The 25237-nt window shown below is 61.1% G+C and carries 11 protein-coding genes and 1 tRNA gene; 5 read left to right on the top strand and 7 right to left on the bottom strand.

Going from position 1 to position 25237, the window contains the following annotated elements:
* The 4 genes from HK107_RS08975 to HK107_RS08960 all read left to right on the top strand — a co-directional run bounded on the left by HK107_RS08975 (position 1) and on the right by HK107_RS08960 (position 6413).
* On the top strand, positions 1–3609 hold the full coding sequence (locus tag HK107_RS08975; protein ID WP_173198913.1) for an ABC transporter permease/M1 family aminopeptidase: 3609 nt from the start codon (positions 1–3) through the stop codon (positions 3607–3609).
* A 108-nt stretch (positions 3610–3717) separates the two neighbouring features.
* Complete coding sequence (locus tag HK107_RS08970; protein WP_173198911.1) at positions 3718–5085, top strand: DUF1800 domain-containing protein; 1368 nt, start codon at positions 3718–3720, stop codon at positions 5083–5085.
* Positions 5086–5087: 2 nt separating this feature from the next.
* Positions 5088–6266, top strand: coding sequence for a DUF1501 domain-containing protein (locus HK107_RS08965; protein ID WP_173198909.1), 1179 nt, complete (start codon positions 5088–5090; stop codon positions 6264–6266).
* Between the two features lie 57 nt (positions 6267–6323).
* Positions 6324–6413: transfer RNA gene (locus HK107_RS08960), tRNA-Ser, on the top strand.
* A gap of 59 nt (positions 6414–6472) precedes the next feature.
* Here HK107_RS08960 and HK107_RS08955 read toward each other — a convergent pair.
* From HK107_RS08955 to HK107_RS08935, 5 genes are all read right to left on the bottom strand, one after another.
* The gene (locus tag HK107_RS08955) at positions 6473–7462 is read right to left on the bottom strand and encodes a hypothetical protein (RefSeq protein ID WP_173198907.1); all 990 of its coding nucleotides are present in this window, start codon (positions 7460–7462) and stop codon (positions 6473–6475) included.
* Between the two features lie 37 nt (positions 7463–7499).
* Positions 7500–9386, bottom strand: coding sequence for a tetratricopeptide repeat protein (locus HK107_RS08950; RefSeq protein WP_173198905.1), 1887 nt, complete (start codon positions 9384–9386; stop codon positions 7500–7502).
* A gap of 147 nt (positions 9387–9533) precedes the next feature.
* Entirely contained in the window at positions 9534–9950 is a 417-nt protein-coding gene (locus tag HK107_RS08945) for a group I truncated hemoglobin (protein WP_173198903.1), read from the bottom strand.
* An 8-nt stretch (positions 9951–9958) separates the two neighbouring features.
* Positions 9959–10816, bottom strand: coding sequence for a DUF3034 family protein (locus tag HK107_RS08940; protein ID WP_173198901.1), 858 nt, complete (start codon positions 10814–10816; stop codon positions 9959–9961).
* A gap of 84 nt (positions 10817–10900) precedes the next feature.
* On the bottom strand, positions 10901–13600 hold the full coding sequence (locus HK107_RS08935) for a hybrid sensor histidine kinase/response regulator (RefSeq protein ID WP_173198899.1): 2700 nt from the start codon (positions 13598–13600) through the stop codon (positions 10901–10903).
* Between the two features lie 109 nt (positions 13601–13709).
* Here HK107_RS08935 and HK107_RS08930 point away from each other — a divergent pair, with 109 nt between their 5' ends.
* On the top strand, positions 13710–14036 hold the full coding sequence (locus HK107_RS08930) for a cupredoxin domain-containing protein (RefSeq protein WP_173198897.1): 327 nt from the start codon (positions 13710–13712) through the stop codon (positions 14034–14036).
* A 56-nt stretch (positions 14037–14092) separates the two neighbouring features.
* Here HK107_RS08930 and HK107_RS08925 read toward each other — a convergent pair whose 3' ends face one another.
* Together HK107_RS08925 and HK107_RS08920 are read right to left on the bottom strand one after the other, a co-directional pair.
* Complete coding sequence (locus HK107_RS08925; RefSeq protein ID WP_173198894.1) at positions 14093–16567, bottom strand: DUF305 domain-containing protein; 2475 nt, start codon at positions 16565–16567, stop codon at positions 14093–14095.
* A gap of 124 nt (positions 16568–16691) precedes the next feature.
* The gene (locus HK107_RS08920) at positions 16692–25157 is read right to left on the bottom strand and encodes an autotransporter outer membrane beta-barrel domain-containing protein (RefSeq protein WP_233061446.1); all 8466 of its coding nucleotides are present in this window, start codon (positions 25155–25157) and stop codon (positions 16692–16694) included.
* Between the last annotated feature and the right edge of the window lie 80 nt (positions 25158–25237).

The following is a 25237-nucleotide window of genomic DNA, read 5'->3' as shown; positions in this document are numbered from 1 at the left end:
ATGCTCTCCTCGATCTTCCGGTTCGAGCTCGGCTACCAGACTAAGGGCGCCGGCTTCTTCGCCATTTTCGGTATCTTCTTCCTGCTGGTTTTCGGCAGCGTCGTGGTGGACTCGATCCAGATCGGCGCTTCCGAAGCCGTGAACATCAACTCGCCGGGTGCAGCGACAGTCACCATCGGGATCATGTCGCTCTTCGGCATGTTCATCCCTGTCGTGATGATGGCCACCGGCGTGACAAGGGACAAAAGTCTCAAGACGGACGAGATGTTCGGCTCTCTGCCCGTCTCTCCAAGGACCATGCTGACAGGGCGCTATTTCGGCGGCCTCTTTGCGACCTTCATGTGCTTTGCAGCCATCCCGCTCGGGTTTACCCTCGGTACGCTGATGCCTTGGCTGGACCCTGAGAATCTCGGTCCCCACCGGCTGGATCTGATCCTCTACATCGCGGTGATCATCGGCGGCCTGAACATGCTGATCATCGGCACGCTGCTGTTCACCGTCGCCAACATGACCCGCTCGCTCATCGCCACGTGGGTGGCGCTGGTGGCACTTCTCATCGGCTACGTGATCGCGAACCTGATTGCCGGCCAGCTTGAAGCGCGGACAACGGCTGCGCTCATGGATCCCTTCGGGCTATCTGCCTATGGCGAGATCACGCGGTACTGGACCGCTGCCGAACAGAACACGCAGGCCGTGCCGCTGACGGGGATCTTCCTTCAGAACAGGCTCCTGTGGGGCGGCATCGCGCTGGCGCTCCTCGCCCTCAACATCGCCCTGCCCAAGGGCATCAGAGGCCCGAGCTTTGCCCGTTTCAAGAAAGAGACGAAGAGCCCGCTCGGCTCGGCGCTCCGCGAAGTCACCCTGCCGAGGGTCGAACCCGCACCGCTCTATTCGAGCAACCTCCAGCAGTTCGCCCGGAGGACGCGGTTCGAGGTCTTTGGCATCGTCCGGTCGGTAGCCTTCTGGATCGTGCTGGCGCTGTCGGTGTTCAACACCGTGGGCTCCCTCGCCTTCCTGCAAAGCTGGTACGGCGCGCAGGCGCTGCCTGTGACGAGGCTGACGATCAATGCAATCGAGGGCACTTTCGTCTTCGTGCCGCTGATCATCGCGGTTTACTACACCGCGGAGCTGATCTGGCGTGAGCGGACGGTCAAGTTCAACGAGATCATCGATGCCACGCCGACGCCGTCATGGGTCTTCGTCGGGTCGAAGTACCTCTCGACGCTCGTCGTCCTCGTGCTGCTCGCAACCTTCGCTGCGCTAACGGCGATCATCAGCCAGCTTGTCCGCGGCTACACGATCCTCGAGCTCGATCAGTACGCGGTGCGGCTGTTCTTCTTCATGGTGATCAATTTCGGCCTTCTGACGGTCCTGGCGCTGTTCTTCCAGGTGCTGCTCAACAACAAGTGGGCGGGCATTGGTGCAATTCTCGCCTACTTCGTCCTGTCGATTGCCGTCAGCGAGATGGGCTTCAACCACTGGCTCTACACCTTTGGCAGCGGCATCAACCTCAACTATTCGGATATGGACGGGTACGGATCGACTATGTACCCGACCCTCGTGATGTCGGCCTACTGGATCGCCTTCTCGGTTATCCTCGGGCTGGTCACCTTTGCTCTCTGGAGCCGGGGAAGCCTCGATCCGATGCTGTCACGGTTCAAGCGCATGCCCGACCGGTTCAGCGGTGGTTCTCTGGTCGCACTCGCGGTCAGCGTCCTTGTCTTCGCGGGGCTTGGCGGCTTCGTGTTCTACAACACGAACGTCATCAACACCTACATGACCGAAGACCAGCTCGAAGAGCGCGCCGTCGCCTATGAAGAGACATACCGCCAGTACGAGTTCACACCAATGCCGAGCGTCATCGACGTCGAGCTGACGGCGGAACTCTTCCCCGATGATCGGCGTGCTGACCTCTCCGTTGACTACGTTATTGCCAACAAGACCGACGCGCCGATGGGGACGGCCCATGTCGACTATTCGCGGCAGGTTGAGGTCCTTGAGCAGTCCATCGAAGGCGCCACGCTGACGACGGAAGATGCGGACAACGCCCACTACATCTTCACCTTCGACCCAGCTCTCCAGCCGGGCGAAGAGCGGGCGATGACGGCTAGTGTCCGCTACGACTATGAGGGGTTCAGGAACGGCAGCCAGGGCGGTCCGATCCGCAAGAACGGCACGTTCATGAACTCGAGCCTGCTCCCCGTGATCGAGTGGGGCTCGGGCAAGATCCTTACCGACCGTGCCGAGCGGAGGAAGCGGGAGCTCGAAGAGATCCCACGCCTGCCTAAGCTCGAAGATGAGTTCTACCGCAATGTCGGCATCCTCGGCGGTGCGGACTGGATCGACTTCAAGGCGACCGTGACGACCGATGCCGACCAGATCGCCATAGCGCCGGGTTACCTCGTCAGTGAAGAGACGAATGGCGACCGTCGCACCTTCGTCTACGAGCAGGACGTGCCGATCCAAAACTTCTACTCGGTCCAGTCGGCCGAGTACGTGGTCGAGGAAGATGTCTGGCGCGCGCCTGAAGGCATGGAAGACGTGCAGCTGCAGGTCTTCTATGACGAGAAGCATCCCTACAATGTCGAGCGCATGATCGAGGCGATGAAGTCGAGCTTTGACGTCTTCACCGAGGTCTTCACGCCCTTCCAGTACCGGCAGATGCGTATTCAGGAGTTCCCGTGGGCAAGCTTTGCCCAGAGCTTCCCGAATACCGTGCCGTACTCGGAGAATATCGGCTTCATCACTGATCTCAGCGGAGAGCGTGATCCTGACTCGATCGACCCTGTGACCTACGTCACGGCTCACGAGGTCGCGCACCAATGGTTCGGACACCAACTGTCCGCTGCCAACGTGCAAGGCGCCACCATGCTGATCGAGAGCTTCGCCCAGTATGGTGCTCTCCTCGTCATGGAGGAAGTCTTCGGACGCGAGCACATGCGCCGGTTCCTGCGCTATGAGCTCGACCGCTATCTCTCAGGCCGTGCGAACGAGCCGATCGAGGAGATGCCGCTTTACCGTGTCGAGAACCAGCAATACATCCACTACCAAAAAGGTGGTCACGTGATGTACCTGCTGCGCGATCAGCTTGGCGAAGAGGTCGTCAACAGTGCCGTGAAGCGGATGATCGAGGAGTGGGGCTATCGCTCCAAGCCTTATCCTCGGACCACGGACTTTCTTGCGATCCTCCGCGAGGAAGCAGGCGCGGAGCATGAGCAGCTCATCCAAGACCTCTTCGAGCGGATCGTTCTCTACGATGTCGATGTGACGTCGGCAGAGATGGTCGAACTCGATGGTGGAAGCTGGGAAGTCACCCTCGTCGTCGATGCCAAGAAGCTCGTCGCTGATGGCGAGGGCAACGAAAGCGAAGAGCCGCTCAGCATGGACGTCGATATCGGTGTCTTCTCGACCCATCCCGAGGACGTGAAAGATGGCGACGACCACATCATCGCCTTCGAGCGCCAGACCATCGTGTCGGGAGAGCAGACCATCGTCCTCACCGTCGACGAGAAGCCCTCATTTGCTGGCGCCGATCCTTACAACAAGCTGATCGACCGCCGCCCGGAGAACAACGTGACGGAGGTCGAGGAAGCTTCCGACGAGGGCTGACGCGAGCCAACCATGCCGCCCCCGCGCGGCATGGACACTTCGTTACAGGCCGCAAGCTTGCGGTCCCCTCCTCCGCTGTGGTGAACTCATGGCGGAGGAACAATCCAGATGACCAGTAGGGATGCCTTCATCGCCGCGCACCGCTTTGGCCTTGGGCCTAAGTCCGGTGAGCTTGAGCGCATTGCCCCCGATCCCAAGGGCTGGCTTTCGGCACAGGTGGGTAAGACAGGCGTTCCCGGTGACGTCGAAGCGTCGATGCCCTCTGAGAAAATCACCCGCACCCTCGCCGGCGCCGCATCACCTGACCGGCAGAAGACCCGGCGGATCCTGCGGGAGCAGGCCCAGTCCGAAGTCAACGCAATGCTCGCTCACCGGATCGGTAGCGAAAACCCCTTCGCCGAACGGATGGTCCTGTTCTGGATCAACCACTTCAACGTCTCCGCGAGTCGGGGCCTCACGACCGCTCTCCAGCCAAGCTATGAGCGCGAAGCCATTCGTCCTCACGTCAGTGGTCGGTTCGCGGACCTTCTGTATGCGGTCCTCACTCATCCGGCGATGATCGAGTATCTCGACAACAACAACTCCCTCGGCCCCAATTCGCCCGTGGGCCAAAGGCGGCCTGTCAAGATCAACGAAAACCTCGCCCGTGAAACCCTCGAGCTTTACAGTTTGGGCGTGAACGGAGGATATACGCAGCAGGATATCATCGAGCTTGCAAAGATCCTCACCGGCTGGTCCTTCCCCGGCCCCAACGTGTTCCGGGCCGAGAAAACCTTCAGAAAGCGCTTCCCGAACATGGAGTTCGAAAAGCGGGAGGGACACGCAGCCTTCTATCGCCTGATCCATGAGCCGGGACCGAAGACGGTCCTTGGCAAGACCTATCGCGGCGAACCGGGTTCGGAGCTGCGCGCGGTCGTGGAAGACCTCGCAGCTCATCCGTCTACGGCGCGTTTCCTTTCGACGAAACTCGCAAGGCATTTTGTCAGCGACACTCCCTCCGAGAACGTCATCGCCAAGCTGTCCAGCGTCTATCTTCAGTCAGGCGGAGACCTCAAGGTCTTGCAGGCGGCACTCATTGAGCTGCCCGAGGCATGGGAGGAGCCGCTCCCGAAGGCCAAGTCTCCCTACGAATTTCTCGTCGCCGGAATGCGCGCGATGGGACCGGGGGAGATCAATCACAAGCACATCTCCCAAGGGCTCATGCAGATGGGCCAGCAGCTCCACAAGGCCCCCTCGCCCCAAGGATGGCCGGACACGGAGGATGTCTGGTTCGCTCCTGCGCGGCTCCTGAGGCGGGTCGAGGTCGCACAGCTCCTGGCGAAACGCTATGGCCGCGACCGCAACCCCGACCTCTTCCTTGAACAGACCATTGGCCCTGTCGCTGGCGACGAGATCAGGCGGGTCGTGCGCGGCGCACCTTCGGGGGCCGACGCCATTGCCTTCATCCTTGCCTCCCGCGAGTTCCAGAGGAGATGACCATGTTGAACCGCAGGCGTTTCCTTTCCGGGACAGCAGCCGCTTCGGTCGCGCTCCTGCCCGGTGCTGCGGTCGCAAGAGCCGAGACTGATCGCAGGTTGGTCTTTATCATCCAGCGCGGTGCCCAGGATGGTCTCCACGCACTTCCTCCCTATGCGGAGCGGTCCTACTACGACGGACGCCCAAAGATCGGCGTGCCGCCGCCCGGCACCGAAGGCGGAGCGCTCAAGCTTGATGGCTTGTTCGGCCTGCATCCTTCGCTCACGGGTCTGCACAGACTCTATGAGGAGGGCGAGCTCGTCGTCGCCCCGGCGGTGGCAACGCGGTACCGGAGCCGCTCCCACTTCGACGGCCAGAACCTCCTCGAGAACGGGAGCGGCGAACCCTTCGGCGCGAGTTCCGGCTTCCTCAACCGCGCCCTCGCTTCGCTCGGATCGGCTGGCGACCGCACAGCGGTGAATGTCGGGCTGGCTGCACCCCTCATGCTCCAAGGCCCTGCCAAGACGCGGACCTTCGCTCCCAGTGAAACCGCGCCGCTGAGTTCAGACTTCGTATCCCGTCTGCAGACGGCCTATTCCGGCGACCCGGTGCTCGCGGAAGCGTTTGAAAGCGCCATCCAAGATAGCCGAATGGTATCCCTCGACCCGCAGGAAGCCCGGTCCATCAACCGTGGTCGGAATATGGCGCACACTGCGCACATCATCGGCACACTTCTGAGAAGCAAGGAGGGACCGCGGGTCGCGGTTCTGGAATCGAACGGCTGGGACACCCATGACGGGATCAATTTCCGCTCTCGGAAACTCTTCAGTGACCTTGATTCTTCGATCCTTGCACTGAAGAAGGCACTTGGTCCGAGCTGGAAGAAGACCGTGGTGGTCACGATTTCCGAGTTTGGCAGGACGGCCCGCGAAAACGGCAGCAAGGGAACCGATCACGGCACAGGAGGGACGAGCTTCCTCGCCGGGGGCGCGGTCCGTGGTGGCCGCATCATCGGCGACTGGCCCGGAACGCGGGACAGCGACCTCCTCAGGAACCGAGACCTCTACCCTGCGAACCCCACCGAAGGGCTTCTCAAAGGGCTCCTTCACGACCATCTCGGCGTGACAGAGGCCGCCCTTGAAAGCCGCGTATTCCCTGGGTCGAGGAGCCTTCAGCCGGTGCAGGGGCTCCTCAGAAGCTGAATTGGCGCGAAGCCCCTACCCAACATCGGAAAGGTCAGCTAAGCGGCGCTCTCGGCCGGAGGAGTGGCAGAGTGGTCGAATGCGGCGGTCTTGAAAACCGTTGGGCGTTTACGCGTCCCGGGGGTTCGAATCCCTCCTCCTCCGCCATTTCCGGCTGAACCAGCCGAGCCGAGATCCTACCGCAATGAAAGCCGAACAGGCTGGGCCTAGCCTTTCTTTTTGATCCGCTTCCAGCCTAGACCGCCTGCGATCATTGGCGCGAAGAGCCAGATGCCCCCGGGGATGGGGACGGCTTCGGCGCTGATCGCCATGGCGTTGTCCGTAGACGAACTGAAGGAGAGCGAGCGATAGCTCAGACCCGATGACAGCTGATTGCCGCCGTTAGAGTCAGGATCGCCAAACCCAGCTTGCGCACCGATGCAGACCAGAGGACCGCCCTCAAAGGGCGCACAGCCGTCGGCGCTCGAGGCTATCGCTGACGTCATGACGAAGAATTCGAGTGTCTTGCTCTCACCCGCAGCCAAGGTGCCAAGGTCAATCCCGAACTTGGTTTCGTCCCACCAGTAGTACTGACTGTTGACGACGTCGCCGTTGGAGCCATCGGCGAGCCTGAAGTTTTCGAGCTCTATGCCCGAGAATGACGAGGTCTGAACAGTATCACTGACGGAAATCTCCCCCTCAAAGAGAGATGTGCTGTCGAGGGTCGCCCCAAAGACCACCTGTGCGGAAGCGTCGTGTGCACCTCCAGGCGCGCTGTAGTCGATACACATATCAAGCGTGGAAAGGTTACACGAACTGTTCGGCTCGACGATCCCTGCACCACCGCCAAAGATGGTCCCGTTCCAGAAAAGTGTTTCCGCGATTGTGCTTTCGTTCGTGATAGTCACAACCACGCGGTTGTTGGAAGTCGCTGACGCCCCACCGAACGCTGTCACCCCGTTCGCGAATGTCACGCCATCAACCGGATCGTCAAAGCCCGAGGCCGTCACGGTTGCGAAGGCACTGAAAGCGTTTCCGTTGGAACGGCGAACGGTTCCTCCAACTGGATAATCCGGCCCCAGCGTTTCGACGCCTCCGCCGCCGGCCTGAATTGAGCCGGAGAATTGGAAGGTCGGCGAAATCGTCGCCCCCTGTGCAGCCGAAACAAGAAGTGCTGATCCCGCAGCACTCGCGAGTAATGTCTTGAATAGTTTCATGTTCCTAACCCCTCTGCGCTGACGCAAACCCTCATGGTTAAAAGTCTTCGCAGATCGCCTCATTTTCCTCAAGCCAAGCATCACCTTGGGGAACAGTTGCTCGCATGATTTCGAGACCTGCATCACAAGCTTCAAGCGCTGCAGTCTTATCGCCGGATGCGTTGATGGCAATGGCACGGTAAACCAGAAGGTCTCCATGATTGGCATGATCAGGAGGAAAGAGAGTGTCGTATATGCTCTTGGCTTCATCAAAGCTGGCGAAAGCATCCTCGATGAGGCCTTCATTAGCCTGGAATTGTCCTAGGTAGATTCTCGTTATCGCTATCTCCTCGTGGTTCGGTCCGTATGCAGCTTCGAACCCCGCGATAGCCTTACGCATGGCCTCCTCGGATCCTGCAAAGTTGCCAGAGGCCGCGAGAATTCGTCCGTGTAGCAAGTGTGTCCGAGCGAGGTTCGGGTGGGATGGCTCAAGCACCCGGTTGTAAGTGACCAAAGCCTCCTCAATGCTCCGGGCGGCCTGCTCTGTACGACCTGCACGAAACTCGACGAGTCCGCGGTTCTGAATGCCGTTCGCGACGTTGATGTGGTTGGGACCGTGAAAGCGCTCAAGATTGGTGATCGCTCGGGAGAGGTAATCGATGGCTAGATCACTTTCGTCCGCATACGAATACATTGTACCTAGCTGGGTCTGCGCTCTTGCGAGCTGCCGGGTTCCCCCCTCTCCTGAGAGCGTGTAGTGGTCGATTGCCTGAAGCATTCGGTCGATGCCAGCCTGCTTGTCATAATCTCTGTACGCAGCAATGTTTGCGAGAACTTCGAGTGCCTCGCCGCCGATAAGATGTCGGTCGTCGGCATCGTACCCTGACCCGTCAAGCTCCTCGAGAACGCGGCCCGCAAGGGCCGACGCCTCTTCGTTGCTGTTGGTGAGATAGAGGAGGTTGGCAAGTCGCGTCGATGCGGCGAGCCTGTCCTGAACGGATACGCCAGGCGCCGCGATAGCCCGGTTGAGAGCGTCCTTGGCGGTGTCGATTTCGCCAAGACTGGCGTAGACCCGCCCGAGGTCCGCCAAGAGCTTTGCCTGGACCTCTGGTTGCTCCGCGAAAGCTTCGTCTATTCTGGCAAAGCCTCTCTCGATGACGGTCAGTGCAGTGATCGTTTTGGGGTTCTCCGTGGCCGGGTTGGCGACCTCGAAGATAGAAACGAGGAATTCAGACGACGCGTTGGCGATGTCCCGTTCTCGCTCGGCTATAGCCTGCTGCTCCTCAGCGAGTGCCTCTTGCTGAAAAGCGTAGACCGCAAGCCCGCCCATAGCGACGGAAAGGACGCCCATGAGACCCGCAGCCTGTGCCATCCGGCGCTGCCTTCGCTGGGCCATTCGCTGCGTAAGCTGATCAAGGCCGACGCCGAGCATCCCGGAAGCGAGCTTCTGGAACGCCAGCTTACGGCCGTCGCCCTCAGGCCGGAAATCGGCGGCGATGGGCTCTCTCGGCTTGTCAGATCCCTCAGGTGGCGCGACCAGCGCTGGCGGGAAGCATCCTGGCTTGCCCTCACCAACCTCCGCACCCGGATCACCGCCGACGATAGCAGCAAGCACGCGCTCATCACCATGGATTGAGCGATACCGGCGGATCTCTTCATTGGCCCAGACGGAGTTCGCAGAGGCCGGGGAGCAGAGGACGATCAGGAACTCGGAGTTGGTGAGCGCTTCTTCCAACGCAGGGGCGAGTTCGCTCGACGAGGATAGCTCATCCCGGTCACGAAAGACTGGCGTCAGCCGCCGCTCGACCGGGCCGAAACGTCCCTCCGTCCCAATGATGTTCTTGGGCGTACGGAAGGTTTCAAGACGCAAGTGAAGAGACTGCGCCTCGCGCTTGTCCTTGTGCGCGTAGGAGATAAACGCCTTATACTGACGGGCCTGGCTCACAAGGCAGCGCCAAAGCGTTTGCGGATGACGGTCGCATTTCGTTCCATGGCCCAATTATAGGGCCGCGAAGCAGCGCCGCACGCCAGAATGGCAGCGCGTTCATTTACAATGGCTTATCGGCTGGATGGTCCGGAAGGTGGCCCGGCGTCACTCCGAAACGACATCGCCTTTCATGGGAGCGAGCTGCCTCAGGAGCTTGTTCTGAACACCGAACGGGATGTCGTTCTGACGCATCGCCTCCTGCAAGACCTCGACCAGGGCCATGAAGTGTGCCTGGGTCAGACCTAGCGGGTCATGCGAGGCCTTCATGCTCAGCCCGTCATAGACGCAAGGACCACCGGAAACTTCGCAAAGCTGCAGGGTGAGCTTGTCCTTGAAGCGCTCGATGTTCGTCTCTTCGAAGGTCGGGGCAATCAGGGGATCTGCGAGGGAGAGAGTTGTGAAGTCCTCGACGATCTTTCGGATACCGGCCTTCTCACCAAGATCCGTATAGAGACGGTCGTTGGCGACGGCGTAGCCAACAAGGGACAGGCTGATGAAGAGTGTGCTGATAAAAAACCGCATGATGCCTCCTAGAAGCCCAGTTGCAGTGAGAGATAGGTACCGCCCTGCTCATCCTGCAGTGCGATGGAGCCGAGCTGCACGTAGGCGAGGGTCAGCGAGGCGTTCTTATTGAAGAAATAGGCTCCGAACACGTCGTAAGCGTGCTCTTCCTTGGCGAAGCCAAGGTTGTCCGGTTTGGAGCGGTACTCCGCGCCTACCGCCAGCTTTGGGCTTAGCAGCTTGACGAGAGACACTTCGAACTGAGGCGTGCACGCATCTTCCTGATCACCGCCATAGCCGAGGAAGCCGAACTGGTTCGCCCGCGTCATACGTACCGTGCCGTTGACGAGCAGCCCCTGTCCAAGAAACAGCTTGCTTGCTGCGATGTAGTAATCCGTACCCGTGCTCTCCTCGGCTCCTACGGCGCTGAGAACAGCGCTATCGCTCGTAGACTTGTGCTGCACCCCGAGCGAGATCTGAGGCACCAAGCTGTCTTGATCGAAGATTGCGTCACCGAGCAGGCGAACCTTGGCACCCACGGTCTGGGTCTCAAAACCGAAGCCTTCGCCAAGGCCAAGGGCGGCCCCGGTATCACCTGTGCCAAAGACGCTTTGCGCGTAGGATAGCTCGATGCGGTCATAGAGGCCTACAGCCACGCCAGCTGATCGCACCTCGAAGTTCGGCAGAAGAATATGCGTGTAGTGAACATTACCACCAACGGAACGATCGGATCCGTACCCGGTGATCAGCGCCCACGCCGCAAGCCCTCCGCCGCCAGCGCCCTCAACCTGACTGACACCGCCGGTCGCAAGGAGCCTTGCAGAATCGCCAATGGGAAGGAGCTGAGCGCCCGCGAAACTCGGCCAAAGTGCGAGGAAAGCAACCATTAGTCTTAACACAGAGTTCCTCTATCGTTATGTTCTAGGCTCGAGCGGTCGCAGAGAATGCTCAACAAAAGGCTCTCTCTAGGCTCAAGTCTTTGTGAGGCTGGTGTCGGACCGCTCTTCGGCATCAACGGCGCTCTTCCATTTGGCGATCATCTCGATGAGAGCGTTCTTCTTGATTGGCTTCGGGATGAAGTCGTCGATGCCGGCTTCCCGAACAAGGGCTCTGTCCGTGTTCAGAACGTGCGCAGTGGCAGCGATGATCGGAACCCTAGGCCAGCCATTCTCTTCTTCGAGGCGCCTGACTTCACGCGCTGCGGTCAGGCCATCCATCACCGGCATGGAGAGGTCGGTCAGGAAGATATCGGGGCGCCTCGCCTGATAGAGCTCAAGCGCCACCGCTCCGTTCTCTGCGATCGTCAGAGATACTTCCTCGGTTGCCAGCATGGTCTTGATCACCATCTGGTTGACCGCATTGTCCTCGGCCAGAAGGATATGGAACTCCTCTTGATGCTGGACCTCAATTTGCTCAGCCTTCGGAGTTTCAGGGGGTGGCGCCACCCAGGCAGGCGCAAACTCTTTCTCCGCTTCACGTTCAGCGGGCGCCTTGTCGGACCCCGTGACCTTCATCATCGCGTTGAAAAGTCGCGAAGCACCGATCGGCTTCGAGACCCAGTCCGCGTAAGTACCGAGATAGTCTTCCGGCGGTCCCATTGTCGTGTCCACGGACGAAAGCATGATCACCGGGATCGCGGCAAAACGCGGATCTTTCTGGATCCGGCCAGTGAACTCATCGCCGCTTTCCTGGGGCATATGGAAGTCCATCAGTATAAGCTCTATCGGCTCGCCTGAGTCATGCGCAGCACTGAGGTGCTCCTCAGCTTCCTTCCCCGAGGAAGCCAGATGGCATTCGATCTCCCAGCTCTTCAGGAACTCCGAGACGACCAGCCGGTTCACCGGGTTATCATCGACAGCGAGGACCCGGAGATTATCGAACTGCGGGCCGCTTTGGTGCTTGCGGAGCTCGGCATTCTTGTTGACCGGAAGCTTCAGCTTGATCGTGAAACAGGAGCCCTCACCAACCTCGCTGGTCGCGGAGATATCCCCACCCATCAGGTCCACGAGCTCTTTAGAGATGGCGAGGCCAAGCCCGGTGCCTTCGAAGCTGCGGGACTTGCTGTCGTCGGCCTGCTCGAACTTATGGAACATGCGCGGCAGATCTTCAGGGGAGATCCCGATGCCCGTGTCCCGCACCTCAACGGTGAGGTGCGCATGGTCACCGATCCTCACTCCCTCAACGTTCAGAAGCACATGGCCTTCGCTCGTGAACTTCACCGCATTGCCGCAGAGGTTCCCGAGCACCTGGCGCAGGCGTGCCTCATCTCCTTCGACGCCCTCCGGCACGCTCGGCGCATAGCGGACGATCAGCTCGATCCCCTTCTGCCGGGCCGAGGCCTGCATCATGGCGCCAACCTCGGTGACGGTCTGGCGCAGATTGAACGGCTCGGACGCCAGCTTCATCTTGCCAGCGTCGAGCTTCGAGAAATCGAGGATCGCGTTGATGACGCTCATCAGGTTGGTGCCTGACGAGAGGATAAGAGAGACGAGTTCTGACTGGCCGTCAGTCAGCTCTGTAGACTGAAGTACTTCCGTCAGACCGAGGACACCGTTCATCGGTGTCCTGATTTCATGGCTCATATTGGCAACGAAGTTTGACTTCGCCACTGCCGCCGCCTGGGCCTTTTCAGAAGCGTCGCGGAGAGCGACTTCACGATTTTTGATGGCGGTGATGTCTGTCCAGATGACGATGGTCTCGCCGTCGCGGGTCTCCGAGCGGGAGCTGCTGACCCAGCCCCCCTCGCCAAGCTCGATCTCCTCGCCATCCCGTTGGGCTTCGAGGAAGGCCGGGTCGAGAGGTCCGCCGGTATCGAAGTCCTCTTCAGGGAAAAGGCTGCTGACCCGTGAGTTTTTGTAGATGATGCCGCCATCGCCGCCGACGATCATGATGGCCGGCCCCGCACTTTCAAAGGCGTCGGCCATCCGCACTTCGGCGGAGCGGGAGCGTTCTTCCTCGCGGGCGATCATCGCGCTGATGCTCGCCTGCATCGACTTCATCGAACGCAGGAGATCGCCGATCTCACCCTTTCCGCCTTCAGGGAGCCAAGCCTTGAAATCTCCCTCCGCAACGCGGTGGGCAGCGTCCGCTGCGATCTTCAGTGGACGTGCAATCTGGCGCGACATCGCGACCGACATGAGGATAGCCAGCAGCATGGCGCAGGTAATCGCTGTGGTCGCAAGGCTCCGCGACGTGTTCACCGCTTCGAGCGCGCGTTGGCGTTCCCGGAAGCTGTCGAGAGTCATGGTCTCGGTGAGAAGGTCAAAGCGGGTGGTGAGTGCCGCCGCTCTCTCCCGCTCGATGTCTCCGGTCGCACCCTCGCCTGCCACGTCGAGCCACGCCTCGAATTCGGCCCGGGCTTTTTCGATCTGCAGCTTGGCTGCGTTGCTCAGAACGCGCGCCTCGGCGACGTCGAGGTCCTCGTGGAAGATCTCGCGGAGCTCGTCGATCGGGTCTCCGTCGCGCAGCTTGACGCGGATTTGATTGAAGTTCGCGTTGGCCTTGAGGGTGTAGTTCAGCGCTTGGAATGGCCGGTCATAGGTCTCGCGGACGATCTCGCCTGCTTCGCCGACAGCACGCACACTCCAAGCGCCATAGCCCAGAAGGATGAGGCTGAGGACGCCGAGCGCTAGGAAAATCCGCGCTGCAATTGAATGAAACCAACGCCGCATCGGCTCTAACGCTCAATCTTTCCATCGTATCGCGGACACTATTTTTACCATCTCGCTTAAATCGCCGTGAAGTTGATCCTGCTGTTCTTAGGCAAAGCGAGGACAGACGATGAAGAAATACGCGCTGATGACTGGGTTGATCGTTGCGTTGCCTGCGTTCGGCTGGGCAGAAGACCCTGTGAAGATTTCGCAGGAGGGCCGCCGTTTTCATCCTGCGGAGGTTACGATTGCACCCTCGATGCCTATGCATGTCCTCAATGACGACCGTTTCACTCACCACATTTTCTATGAGGCGAAGGACGAGACCTTCGATTCAGGGGAGCAGCCGCCCGGCCGGGCCGTGGACATCACCTTTGACGAAGAGGGTGAGTATCATGTTCAGTGTGCGATCCATCCAAAGATGAAGCTCAAGGTGACCGTCGCCGAGCCCAAATGAAAAAAGCCCCGCCGGAGCGGGGCTTTCCTCAATGGAACTCACTCGGAGCAAGTGGATCAGATCAGCTCTGCGATGCCGCGGAGCTGGTCCGAAAGCGCGTTCAGCCGTGCATTGGCCTGCGCGTTACGGCGGGTCATCTTGATGCCCTCAGCAGCTTTGACGAGGCTGTCCGCAACGGTCGTGTCCTCGCCCTCCGCATCGAGAAGGGACTCTGACTGGTCAAGCAGTGCACGGATCGACGAGATCGCGTCTCTGCGCATGCCGCCATCGCGCTCCAGCTGGTCAAGATAAGCCTTCGCCACGACCGGGTGGTTGGGCCAGCTGACCGTGTATTGCTGCTGCGGATTGAAGGTGTCGCCCATGTCCGCCATCGCGGCCGCTGCGATTTCGTTCTCCGTCATGTGCTCGCTCGCCTCGAGCGACAGAACATCCAGACCACGGACGATCTCAGTCCCGTAAATTTTGCCGTTGTACCAGTAGGTCGACCAGTAACCGCCAACGACCATCCGCTCCTCATGGATCGGACCACGGTCGAAGAACGCAATTTCCTGCGGCTCGCTTGAGTCGGTAAAGTCGATCACAGAAAGACCGCCTTGGTACCACGCTTGCGCGAAGATATCGCGGCCTGGAACCGGGATCACCGAGCCATTGTGCGCGACGCAGTTCTCTTGGTCAGCCTGCGGAGCGTCGATTTTATAGTAGCTCGCGAACTCGAGCTTTCCATCGACGATGTCGTAGATCGCGTTGGCGCCCCACGTCTTGGGGTCCGAAGCACGGCAGCGCGGCTGCGTTCCGCCGCCCCACTCGTCCGTGAAGAGAACTTTCGTTCCGTCATTGTTGAAGGTCGCCGAGTGCCAGTAGGCAAAGCCCTTGTCCGTCACATCGTCGATCCGCACCGGGTTCAGCGGATCAGCAATATCGAGGATGATGCCGTTGCCGGAGCACGCGCCCGCAGCGATCTTCGCTTCCGGGAAGATCGTGATGTCATGGCATTGGTCCGTACGCCGCGTCGACTGGGTATCATCGCCGTGGTCGCCGCCCTGCCAGAGACCGGCAAGACGGCCCGTTTCAGCATCTGCGAAGACGCCCGGGCTCGACACGATGCGGGCCTTGGAGGGGTCAGCCACAGGGATCTCGATCACATCAATGCGGAAGAGCGCCGTGCGATCGTCACCGGGAACGCCGCCGACGCAGCCTTCAAGCTCTTCGCCATCACGGATGGACGAGGTGCCCGAGTTGTAGACAACGATCCGCTCGTCGTCGGCCGATACGATCGAGTGGGTGTGCGAGCCGCGGCAAGTCTGGACGATACCGACCTGGCGGGGACGCTTGAGATCGCTGATGTCGAAGATCCGCAAGCCCCGGAAGCGGTCCTCGCTGACGTCCTCGGCAATGCCTTCGAGGCCGCAGTCAACACGGCCGCGCGTCTGTTCGACCGACATCACGAGGAGATCGCCGACGATCGAAACGTCACCCTGACCACCCGGGCAGACCACGGACGAATAGAGGGTGGGCATACCCTCGCCATCGAGCTCGTAGACGTTGAAGCCGTGATAATTACCGGCGATCATCTTGTCGCCAGAGAACGCCATGTCGGTGTTCCAAAAGCTCAACAGCGGCCAGCGCTCGCCCCACTCCGTCTTCGCATCGGCATTGTCTTCTGCCGTGCGGACGGGTGCTTCCTCGTCACTCTGTTCGCCCTCGGCCTCTTCTTCGGAGGCTTCAGGTTCATCGGGCTCGATCACCGGGGGAAGGCCCGCCGGGTTCTCAGGATCAAAGAAGCCCCTCGGCTTCTCCAGGCTCGCAACGAGTGTGAGATTGCTGATCGCCGAACCTGCATCCGCCAGACCCGGGTTAAGACCGACACGCGGATCCTCCGAGAGGCCAGCAAGGATCGCGTTCATGCGCGTGATCTCAGCACGCTGATCATTGACGATATCGTTGGAGAAATCGAACAGCACCGGATCGTACGCAGAGCCCGGCTGGTCGTGGAGGTCTCGCACCATCCTGATCGCGCCCTCATGGTGCTCGATCATCAGCTCAAGGAACATACGGTCAAAGTCCGTGCCCTTGGCACGCTTGAGCGCGCGCATTTCCTTGGGCGTCGCCATGCCCATCATCTCATGGGACATGCCGTGATGCATGTGGCCTTTCTTGGCCATCATCGGCTCGCCGCGATCGGCCAGCCACTGGCGCATGAAGGCAATCTCGTCGGCTTGCGCTTTCAGGATGCGTCCGGCGATGTCGCCGATCTCTTCATTGTTTGAGCGGTCGGGAACGAGCTCTGCCATCTCCACGGCCTGCGCGTGGTGCGGGATCATGCCTTGCATGAACCGAACATCGTCCGGGGAGTATTTGTTGCTGGCGACCTTGACCGCTTCATCGGCGCTCAGCTCGCGGGCATCCTGCCCTGGGGCACCGGGCTGCACGATCGGCACGTCCTGCGCGAATGCAGTGCCAAGCGCGCCGGTTGCCGCAAAGAGCAGCGCAGCGGAACGGATCGACATGGAGGGGGGAAGGCGGAAGGTCATGGGGTACTCCTCGACTGAAGGGGCGCGGCGTCCTGCCAGCACCCGGCCTTTCGAGGGTTCCTAGACGAACACGCCGCCCAGATGAAGGAGGTGCAGCCCCGCGGACTGCACCTCATGCAAGCGCCTAGAAGCCGTGTTGGTCCTCAAGGAACTGAAGCTGTTGGACGAGAGCCTGCTCTGCCGCCTCGATCGCAATGTCGTCATGCAGGAATGCGTCATTCTCGCGCACGAGGTCCGCAAGAGCTTCCGTCGCTGGCGGTTCGGTTGGATCGCCAGTGTTGAACTGCGGAAGCGGTTTCTCGAACAGCGGCCCCGTCTCCATCGCGTCCTGCACATCGTCGATGACGGCGAAGGAGCTGACGGCCTTGCCGGCGTCACCGCTCGGCACGGACGAGCTCTCGATGCCTGACGTTGCTGGCGGGATGAAAGCCGCATCATCACCGATGAAGCCCTCTGCTTCTGCAGCTGCGTCATTGACGACCTCGAGGACCAGCGTCTCGATGCTGGAGTTCTCGGGGTCGGTCGATTGAACAAGGCGGAACGCGAGATCACCCTCGAGATCGAAGCCTTCGTAGCCATCGAATGAGCCGACAAAGGCTTCGCCGTTGGTGATGTTCGTGTTCTCTCTCGCGATCACGAATGTATCGCCCAGCTCTGCCGAGAACCCGTCACCGACTTCCAGCTTGAGGATGCCTTCGAGCGTCAGGACCTGCGTGATCGTCACGAGCCCCGCTTCCGCATCATCGCCCGCTCCTTCGAGGCCCACGACGAGCTTCGATTGCTCCGTGAGGAGATTACCCTGACGGATCTCCAGCGTGCTTCCTGCCAGAGCGCCGACTTCGCCATCGACAGAAGTGGTGTCTTCGACACGGAGCAATCCGCCGTCAGCGACAACTCTGCCATCGAAAGCGAAGAGATCGTTCGTCGACCGCGAGAAGAGCCAACCCACGCCTCGAACGGTCGTCCCTTCGGCCAGCGTCAGCACTTCTGCATCGGCGGTCAGGCCCTGTATGGTGAGATATGTCGCAGGCTGATTGACCGAGACACCACCGTCTACAAGGATGATCTCACCGCCGCCGCCAAGCTCCTGCTCCCCTTGGAAGCGCAGCTCCCCGGTCCGGATATTGGTCCCGGTCACCGTCAAGGTCGAGGCAACGTCAAGGCCGTTCTGTATAAAGACGGTCTTGCTCACCTCGCGAGCGTCGAGCTCGGCATCCATGGTGAACGCCACGAAGTCGAGGTTGGCGCCCGAGAAGAGGGAGAACACGCCCGGCGCACCGGCCTCGCTCGTCACATCGACACCGCGGAGGAAGCGGCTTTCGGCTGCTCCGACTTCGCCCGCCGAAGCATCGACGCGGAGGATTCCGCGATCGCCGCCGCCATCGGTGTTGTCGATGTTACCCAGCTTGAGCACACCACCGGCCGCGCCCTTCGCGAGGGCATCGAAGACAATGCTATCGCCTGTGCTGTTGGCGAAGACGAGGCCCGGCCCTTCGATCGTGAGACCGCTGTCGATGGTCAGCACCTCGGCATCGCCCGAGAGAGATACGAGCTGGATGTAGTTCAACGCCGTTCCGTTCACCGCACCGTCAGTGGTCATCAGCACACGGCCAGTGCCAGTGAACGTCTGCTCGCCGCGAAGGTTGAGAGCAGAAACCGAATTCGAACCGCTGATCGTCAGGAGGCCATCAAGGTCAAGGCCGACGACATTGAGGTCTCGCCCTTGGCCGATCGTGGCTTTGCCATCGATACTCAGGTTGGTGTGGACCGCGCCCGTCTGGAAGTCCACCGAACCAGCGCCCGCAACCGTCACGTCGTTGAGGGTCGCCTGCACGTCCACCTCAACGCCCGATGCGGGGTTGAGGACCGTGTTGTCGATGGTCCCGCCAAGCACCAGTTGGCCGCCGACATCCTCGAAGAGGTTGAGCATGCCGCCGTCATTGTCGACGTTGGAGAGATCGAGGCGGCCGCCAACGGCGGTCACGTCGCCCGCAATGTCAAAGCGGTCCTCGGCTTCGTCCGTGAACACATCACCACTGCCGCGGATATCGATACCCGCTGCGAGGGTCAGCGTCTGGGCCGTTCCGAAGTCCTGTCCATCGAACTCCAGCAACGCCGATTCCGTGATGAACGGCGTGTCCGGGCGATCGTTGAGAACAATCGTCCCGGTTCCGTCGACAGTCTGCTCTCCGATGAAGTAGACCCAGGAGCGGTCACCTTCTCCCGGGACCGCCGAGATGGTCTGGTCATTGATCGTCAGGCCGTTGGTGACCTGAAGGAACGCCGACCGGAAGAAGGAATCTTCGGCGGCGGTCACATTCACATCGACCTCGAGCGTGACGTCGTCGAACGTAGCCGTGGAATCATCCACACGAACCAGCGGCCCACCGGCAGCGGCTTCGTTGAGGACCCCGGTGATCGTCCCATTCACTTCCGGGAGGACCGGGTCAGCAGGAAGATCTTCACGCTGAATGATCGTGTTCGCCTCATCCTGGCTGACGATTCTGACGGAGAGAGTTGTATCGTCTTGGACGAGGGCTAGGGCTTTGTCGTCTCCGTCTATGTCGAAGCCTTCGATGGCGTCGAAGACGGAGGCGAAGCCGTCCCTGGCTGAGGCGATGACGAACTCGTCGCCGATCTCGCCTGTGAAGCCTGCCTCGACGTCGAGGGTCAGGGTGCCTGCAAGGGCGGCCTCGCCGAAGATCACGATCTGGCCGGCCCGGGCATCAAGCCCTGAGCCCCCGAGCGCGATCGTCACTTGCGCATCCCCCGTCAGGGTCAGCTCACGAAGCTCGTTGAACCGGTCCTCGACCTCGAGGGTGCCCGTCCTTGCAATCTCCAAGGTGCCGCCAAAGTCCGCCAGGTCCTCGACCTCGAAGAGGCCCTCGACGATCAGCGTACCCTGGATATCGACCAGGTCATCGGCATCGATCGCACGGATATGGCCCTCGCCCCTCACCGTCAGGTCAGGACCGATCACCAAGGTCTCCGCCCGCACCAGCGTGCCGTTGAAGTCGAGATAGTTCTGCGCCTGGCCTTCCGACGTCTCATCGCCGGAGAGGACGATCTCGCCCGTCCCCACAAGGCTCTGCTCGCCAAGCGCGGTCAGGAACCGGGTGCCCCCGGTCGGAGCCTCCACGGTGAGGAGACTGTCGACCTCAAGGCCCTCCTCCACCGTCAGGGTCTGGCCACCTGAGGCCACACCGCCGAAGCGGGCATCCATGCCGAAGCTGACGTTCCGGTAGCTGCCATCGAAGAGCTCAAGCTCCCCTGTCCCCTCGAAGCGGGTGTTCTCCACCACATCGTCCACAGCCACACGGCCAGCCGAGGCATCGACCATCAAGGTCGCACCGCCATTGTCGAGATCCTCGATCTCGAGAAGGTTCTCAGGCGTACCCACAACCTCGCCGAGGATCCGGATCCGGTCTTCGAAGCCATTGGCAAAGACACGGCCATCGCCAGAGATGGTCACATCCTCACCGAAGGTCAGAAGCTCCCTTGCGCCTGACAGCGTGTTGACGAACTCGATCTCCGACTCGATGCCAAGGACGTTGGCATTGACCCGGCTCATGAAGATGCCGCCTTCGCCGTCCACCGTCTGGGTACCGAAGAAGCGCGCTTCCGCCACACCGTTCTCGCTGTCCTCGAGGATGATCTGGGCACCGTTCGCAAAGGTCAGCCCCTGCTCGATGTCCACACGCCGGGTGCCGTTCGCAGCATCCACCCCAAGGTCGACGCCCAAGGCCACGTTCTCGAGCACCGCCAGCGTGTTGGTCACCTCGACCCTCGAAAGACCATCCGTGGTCGTCCCCGTGATCTCGCTGTCAGCCACCCGGCCGCCGATCTCATCAAGGGTGATCTCCACCCGCGTGCCCTCTGCAGGCAGGTCCGGCGGGGTGAAGACAGAGCCCGCTCCGATGAAGCCGCCAGCCTCGGCCGTGGCGTCTTCCACCACTTCGAGGACCAGCGTCTGGATCGAGCTGTTCTCAGGATCCGTGCTCCTCACGAGCCGGAAGGCAAGGTCGCCCTCAAGGTCGAAGCCTTCAAAGCCGTCAAAGGCTCCTGCGAACGCCTCGCCATTGGTGACGTTGAAGTCCTCCCTTGCGATGACAAAGCTGTCGCCAAGCTCGGCTGCGAACCCGTCGCCCACTTCGAGCTTTAAGATACCCTCAAGGGTGATCGCCTGACGGATGGTCACAAGGCCCGCCGCAGCGTCATCCCCTGCACCATCAAGGCCGATCACCAGCTTTGATTGCTCCGTGAGAAGATCAGCCTGGCGCATCTCGAGGAGACCGCCCGCAAGCGCGCCCACCTCGCCGTTCACCGAGGCCGTGTCCTCGATGCGCAGCCTGCCGCCTTCGGCCACGACCCTGCCATCAATGGCGAAGAGGTCGTTCGTCGAGCGCGAGAAGATCCACCCCTCGCCCCTCACCGTGATGTCCTCGCCGATGGTCAGGATCTCCGACGCACCGGTCACCCCCTGGATCGCAAGGTAGCTCAGGGGATCAGCATCCCCCACGCCGCCATCGGTCAGGACGATCTCGCCTGTGCCTGAGATCTCCTGCTCGCCCTGGAAGCGGAACTCCGTGGTCCGCGACTGGGTGCCCCTGATCTCGAGGCTGCCATCAAGCGCCAGCCCTTCCTGGACGAACACCGTCCTCGATTGGGTGGTGCCGTCCAGAAGGCTGTCCATCGACAGCGAGACCTCTTCGAGGACCGCGCTGGCGAAGAACTCGAGGATACCGTCCGTACCCGCTTCACCCACAAAGTCCGCACCGATGATCCGGGCGCTCTGGCCAACCGCAACAACCCCTTCGGAGCTGTCCACACGCAAGGCACCCGCCGAGCCGTCCCCTTGGGTGTTGTCGATATCGAACAGCGTCAGCGGGCCTTCCGAAGAGCCCTTGGCCAAACCCTCGAACCGGATCGTGTCGTCATTGCCGTTGGCCGACACAGACCCCCAGCCCTCGACAACAATATCCGAGCCAATGGTCAGCTCCTCACGCGCATTCGACGTCGAGGTCAGCTGAAGAACGTTCCGGGCAACACCGCCAACAGCGTTCTCACCAGACAAAAGAACCCGGCCAGAACCCGAAAGCTCCTGCGTACCACGCAGACCCAAAACAGACGTCGAATTAGACCCAGCAACAACAAACTCACCATCAACAACCAAGCCCTCAACCGTCAGGTCACGGCCGTTCGTGAGGATGGCGTTGCCCGTGACAAGAATGCCTTCGGCGCTGCTCGATCGGATATCGACGGCACCTTCACCAGCCACTTCAAGATCGCGGATGGTCGCCGAAGCAATCTCGACGACGGTTCCGGCTGTCGGTGACAGAACAGTGTCTTCAATTGCCGACTGGATGATCAGCTCACCACCTAGTTGCTCGCTGACGACCAGCGTCTCTCCACCATTGTTGATGTAGGAGATCGTCAGCCTACCGCCTTCCGCAATCACTTCATCGAGGAACTGGAAGCGGTCCTGCGCGCTGTTCGTGAAGATCGAACCCGCGCCGCGGACGACCACATCGAACGTCAGCGTTTCGGGCGCATTGAAGTCAGAGCCGGAGAAGCCGACCCAGTTCGTCACTGGACGGAATGGCGTACCATTCGTCTCGGAGAGCACGATCTCCCCAGTACCAGAAACCGTTTGCGGACCATTGAAGAGAAGATAGGCACGGTCGCTAGGCGTTGACTCCAGCGTGATGTCGGCACCCGTGAGGGTCAGGCCGTCGCTGACCTGAAGAAACCCTTGCCGGAAGAAGCCGTCATCATCGGTCTGGATGAGAACATCCGTTTGCAGATCGACACTGTTGAAGGTCGCGCCGCTGTCGTCCACCTGCGCCAGCGGGCCACCTGCCAGCGCATCGTCGATGACGCCGGTAAAGGTGCCCGAAAGCTCCGGCAGGACCGGGTCCGGCGGCAGTTGGCTCCTGAGGAAGAACGAGCCTGCCTCATCCTGGCTGACGATCCTCACCGACAGTGTTGTATCGTCCTGGACGAGGGCTAGGGCTTTGTCGTCTCCGTCTATGTCGAAGCCTTCGATGGCGTCGAAGACGGAGGCGAAGCCGTCCCTTGCCGAGGCGATGACGAACTCGTCGCCGATCTCGCCTGTGAAGCCTGCCTCGACGTCGAGGGTCAGGGTGCCTGCAAGGGCGGCCTCGCCGAAGATCACGATCTGGCCGGCACGGGCATCAAGCCCTGAGCCGCCGAGCGCGATCGTCACTTGGGCATCCCCCGTCAGGGTCAGCTCACGAAGCTCGTTGAACCGGTCCTCGACCTCGAGGGTGCCCGTCCTTGCGATCTCCAGGGTGCCGCCAAAGTCCGCCAGGTCCTCGACCTCGAAGAGGCCCTCGACGATCAGCGTACCCTGGATATCCACCAGGTCATCGGCATCGATCGCACGGATATGGCCCTCGCCCCTCACCGTCAGGTCAGGACCGATCACCAAGGTCTCCGCCCGCACCAGCGTGCCGTTGAAGTCGAGATAGTTCTGCGCCTGGCCTTCCGACGTCTCATCGCCGGAGAGGACGATCTCGCCCGTCCCCACAAGGCTCTGCTCGCCAAGCGCGGTCAGGAACCGGGTGCCCCCGGTCGGAGCCTCCACGGTGAGGAGACTGTCGACCTCAAGGCCCTCCTCCACCGTCAGGGTCTGGCCACCTGAGGCCACACCGCCGAAGCGGGCATCCATGCCGAAGCTGACGTTCCGGTAGCTGCCATCGAAGAGCTCAAGCTCCCCTGTCCCCTCGAAGCGGGTGTTCTCCACCACATCGTCCACAGCCACACGGCCAGCCGAGGCATCGACCATCAAGGTCGCACCGCCATTGTCGAGATCCTCGATCTCGAGAAGGTTCTCAGGCGTACCCACAACCTCGCCGAGGATCCGGATCCGGTCTTCGAAGCCATTGGCAAAGACACGGCCATCGCCAGAGATGGTCACATCCTCACCGAAGGTCAGAAGCTCCCTTGCGCCTGACAGCGTGTTGACGAACTCGATCTCCGACTCGATGCCAAGGACGTTGGCATTGACCCGGCTCATGAAGATGCCGCCTTCGCCGTCCACCGTCTGGGTACCGAAGAAGCGCGCTTCCGCCACACCGTTCTCGCTGTCCTCGAGGATGATCTGGGCACCGTTCGCAAAGGTCAGCCCCTGCTCGATGTCCACACGCCGGGTGCCGTTCGCAGCATCCACCCCAAGGTCGACGCCCAAGGCCACGTTCTCGAGCACCGCCAGCGTGTTGGTCACCTCGACCCTCGAAAGACCATCCGTGGTCGTCCCCGTGATCTCGCTGTCAGCCACCCGGCCGCCGATCTCATCAAGGGTGATCTCCACCCGCGTGCCCTCTGCAGGCAGGTCCGGCGGGGTGAAGACAGAGCCCGCTCCGATGAAGCCGCCAGCCTCGGCCGTGGCGTCTTCCACCACTTCGAGGACCAGCGTCTGGATCGAGCTGTTCTCAGGATCCGTGCTCCTCACGAGCCGGAAGGCAAGGTCGCCCTCAAGGTCGAAGCCTTCAAAGCCGTCAAAGGCTCCTGCGAACGCCTCGCCATTGGTGACGTTGAAGTCCTCCCTTGCGATGACAAAGCTGTCGCCAAGCTCGGCTGCGAACCCGTCGCCCACTTCGAGCTTTAAGATACCCTCAAGGGTGATCGCCTGACGGATGGTCACAAGGCCCGCCGCAGCGTCATCCCCTGCACCATCAAGGCCGATCACCAGCTTTGATTGCTCCGTGAGAAGATCAGCCTGGCGCATCTCGAGGAGACCGCCCGCAAGCGCGCCCACCTCGCCGTTCACCGAGGCCGTGTCCTCGATGCGCAGCCTGCCGCCTTCGGCCACGACCCTGCCATCAATGGCGAAGAGGTCGTTCGTCGAGCGCGAGAAGATCCACCCCTCGCCCCTCACCGTGATGTCCTCGCCGATGGTCAGGATCTCCGACGCACCGGTCACCCCCTGGATCGCAAGGTAGCTCAGGGGATCAGCATCCCCCACGCCGCCATCGGTCAGGACGATCTCGCCTGTGCCTGAGATCTCCTGCTCGCCCTGGAAGCGGAACTCCGTGGTCCGCGACTGGGTGCCCCTGATCTCGAGGCTGCCATCAAGCGCCAGCCCTTCCTGGACGAACACCGTCCTCGATTGGGTGGTGCCGTCCAGAAGGCTGTCCATCGACAGCGAGACCTCTTCGAGGACCGCGCTGGCGAAGAACTCGAGGATACCGTCCGTACCCGCTTCACCCACAAAGTCCGCACCGATGATCCGGGCGCTCTGGCCAACCGCAACAACCCCTTCGGAGCTGTCCACACGCAAGGCACCCGCCGAGCCGTCCCCTTGGGTGTTGTCGATATCGAACAGCGTCAGCGGGCCTTCCGAAGAGCCCTTGGCCAAACCCTCGAACCGGATCGTGTCGTCATTGCCGTTGGCCGACACAGACCCCCAGCCCTCGACAACAATATCCGAGCCAATGGTCAGCTCCTCACGCGCATTCGACGTCGAGGTCAGCTGAAGAACGTTCCGGGCAACACCGCCAACAGCGTTCTCACCAGACAAAAGAACCCGGCCAGAACCCGAAAGCTCCTGCGTACCACGCAGACCCAAAACAGACGTCGAATTAGACCCAGCAACAACAAACTCACCATCAACAACCAAGCCCTCAACCGTCAGGTCACGGCCGTTCG

The sequence above is a fragment of the Parvularcula mediterranea genome, assembly GCF_013085255.1.
GTDB lineage: Bacteria > Pseudomonadota > Alphaproteobacteria > Caulobacterales > Parvularculaceae > Parvularcula > Parvularcula mediterranea.
The sequence above is the reverse complement of the archived record's forward strand: the minus strand, read 5'-3'. Positions and strand labels throughout refer to the sequence as shown.

Bases quoted from the DNA above. Each gene is read 5' to 3' on its own strand.
- HK107_RS08930 (WP_173198897.1), top strand. From the start codon at position 13,710: ATGAAGAAATACGCGCTGATGACTGGGTTGATCGTTGCGTTGCCTGCG.
- HK107_RS08940 (WP_173198901.1), bottom strand. From the start codon at position 10,816: ATGGTTGCTTTCCTCGCACTTTGGCCGAGTTTCGCGGGCGCTCAGCTC.
- HK107_RS08965 (WP_173198909.1), top strand. From the start codon at position 5,088: ATGTTGAACCGCAGGCGTTTCCTTTCCGGGACAGCAGCCGCTTCGGTC.
- HK107_RS08970 (WP_173198911.1), top strand. From the start codon at position 3,718: ATGACCAGTAGGGATGCCTTCATCGCCGCGCACCGCTTTGGCCTTGGG.
- HK107_RS08935 (WP_173198899.1), bottom strand. From the start codon at position 13,600: ATGCGGCGTTGGTTTCATTCAATTGCAGCGCGGATTTTCCTAGCGCTC.
- HK107_RS08925 (WP_173198894.1), bottom strand. From the start codon at position 16,567: ATGACCTTCCGCCTTCCCCCCTCCATGTCGATCCGTTCCGCTGCGCTG.
- HK107_RS08975 (WP_173198913.1), top strand. From the start codon at position 1: ATGCTCTCCTCGATCTTCCGGTTCGAGCTCGGCTACCAGACTAAGGGC.
- HK107_RS08945 (WP_173198903.1), bottom strand. From the start codon at position 9,950: ATGCGGTTTTTTATCAGCACACTCTTCATCAGCCTGTCCCTTGTTGGC.
- HK107_RS08955 (WP_173198907.1), bottom strand. From the start codon at position 7,462: ATGAAACTATTCAAGACATTACTCGCGAGTGCTGCGGGATCAGCACTT.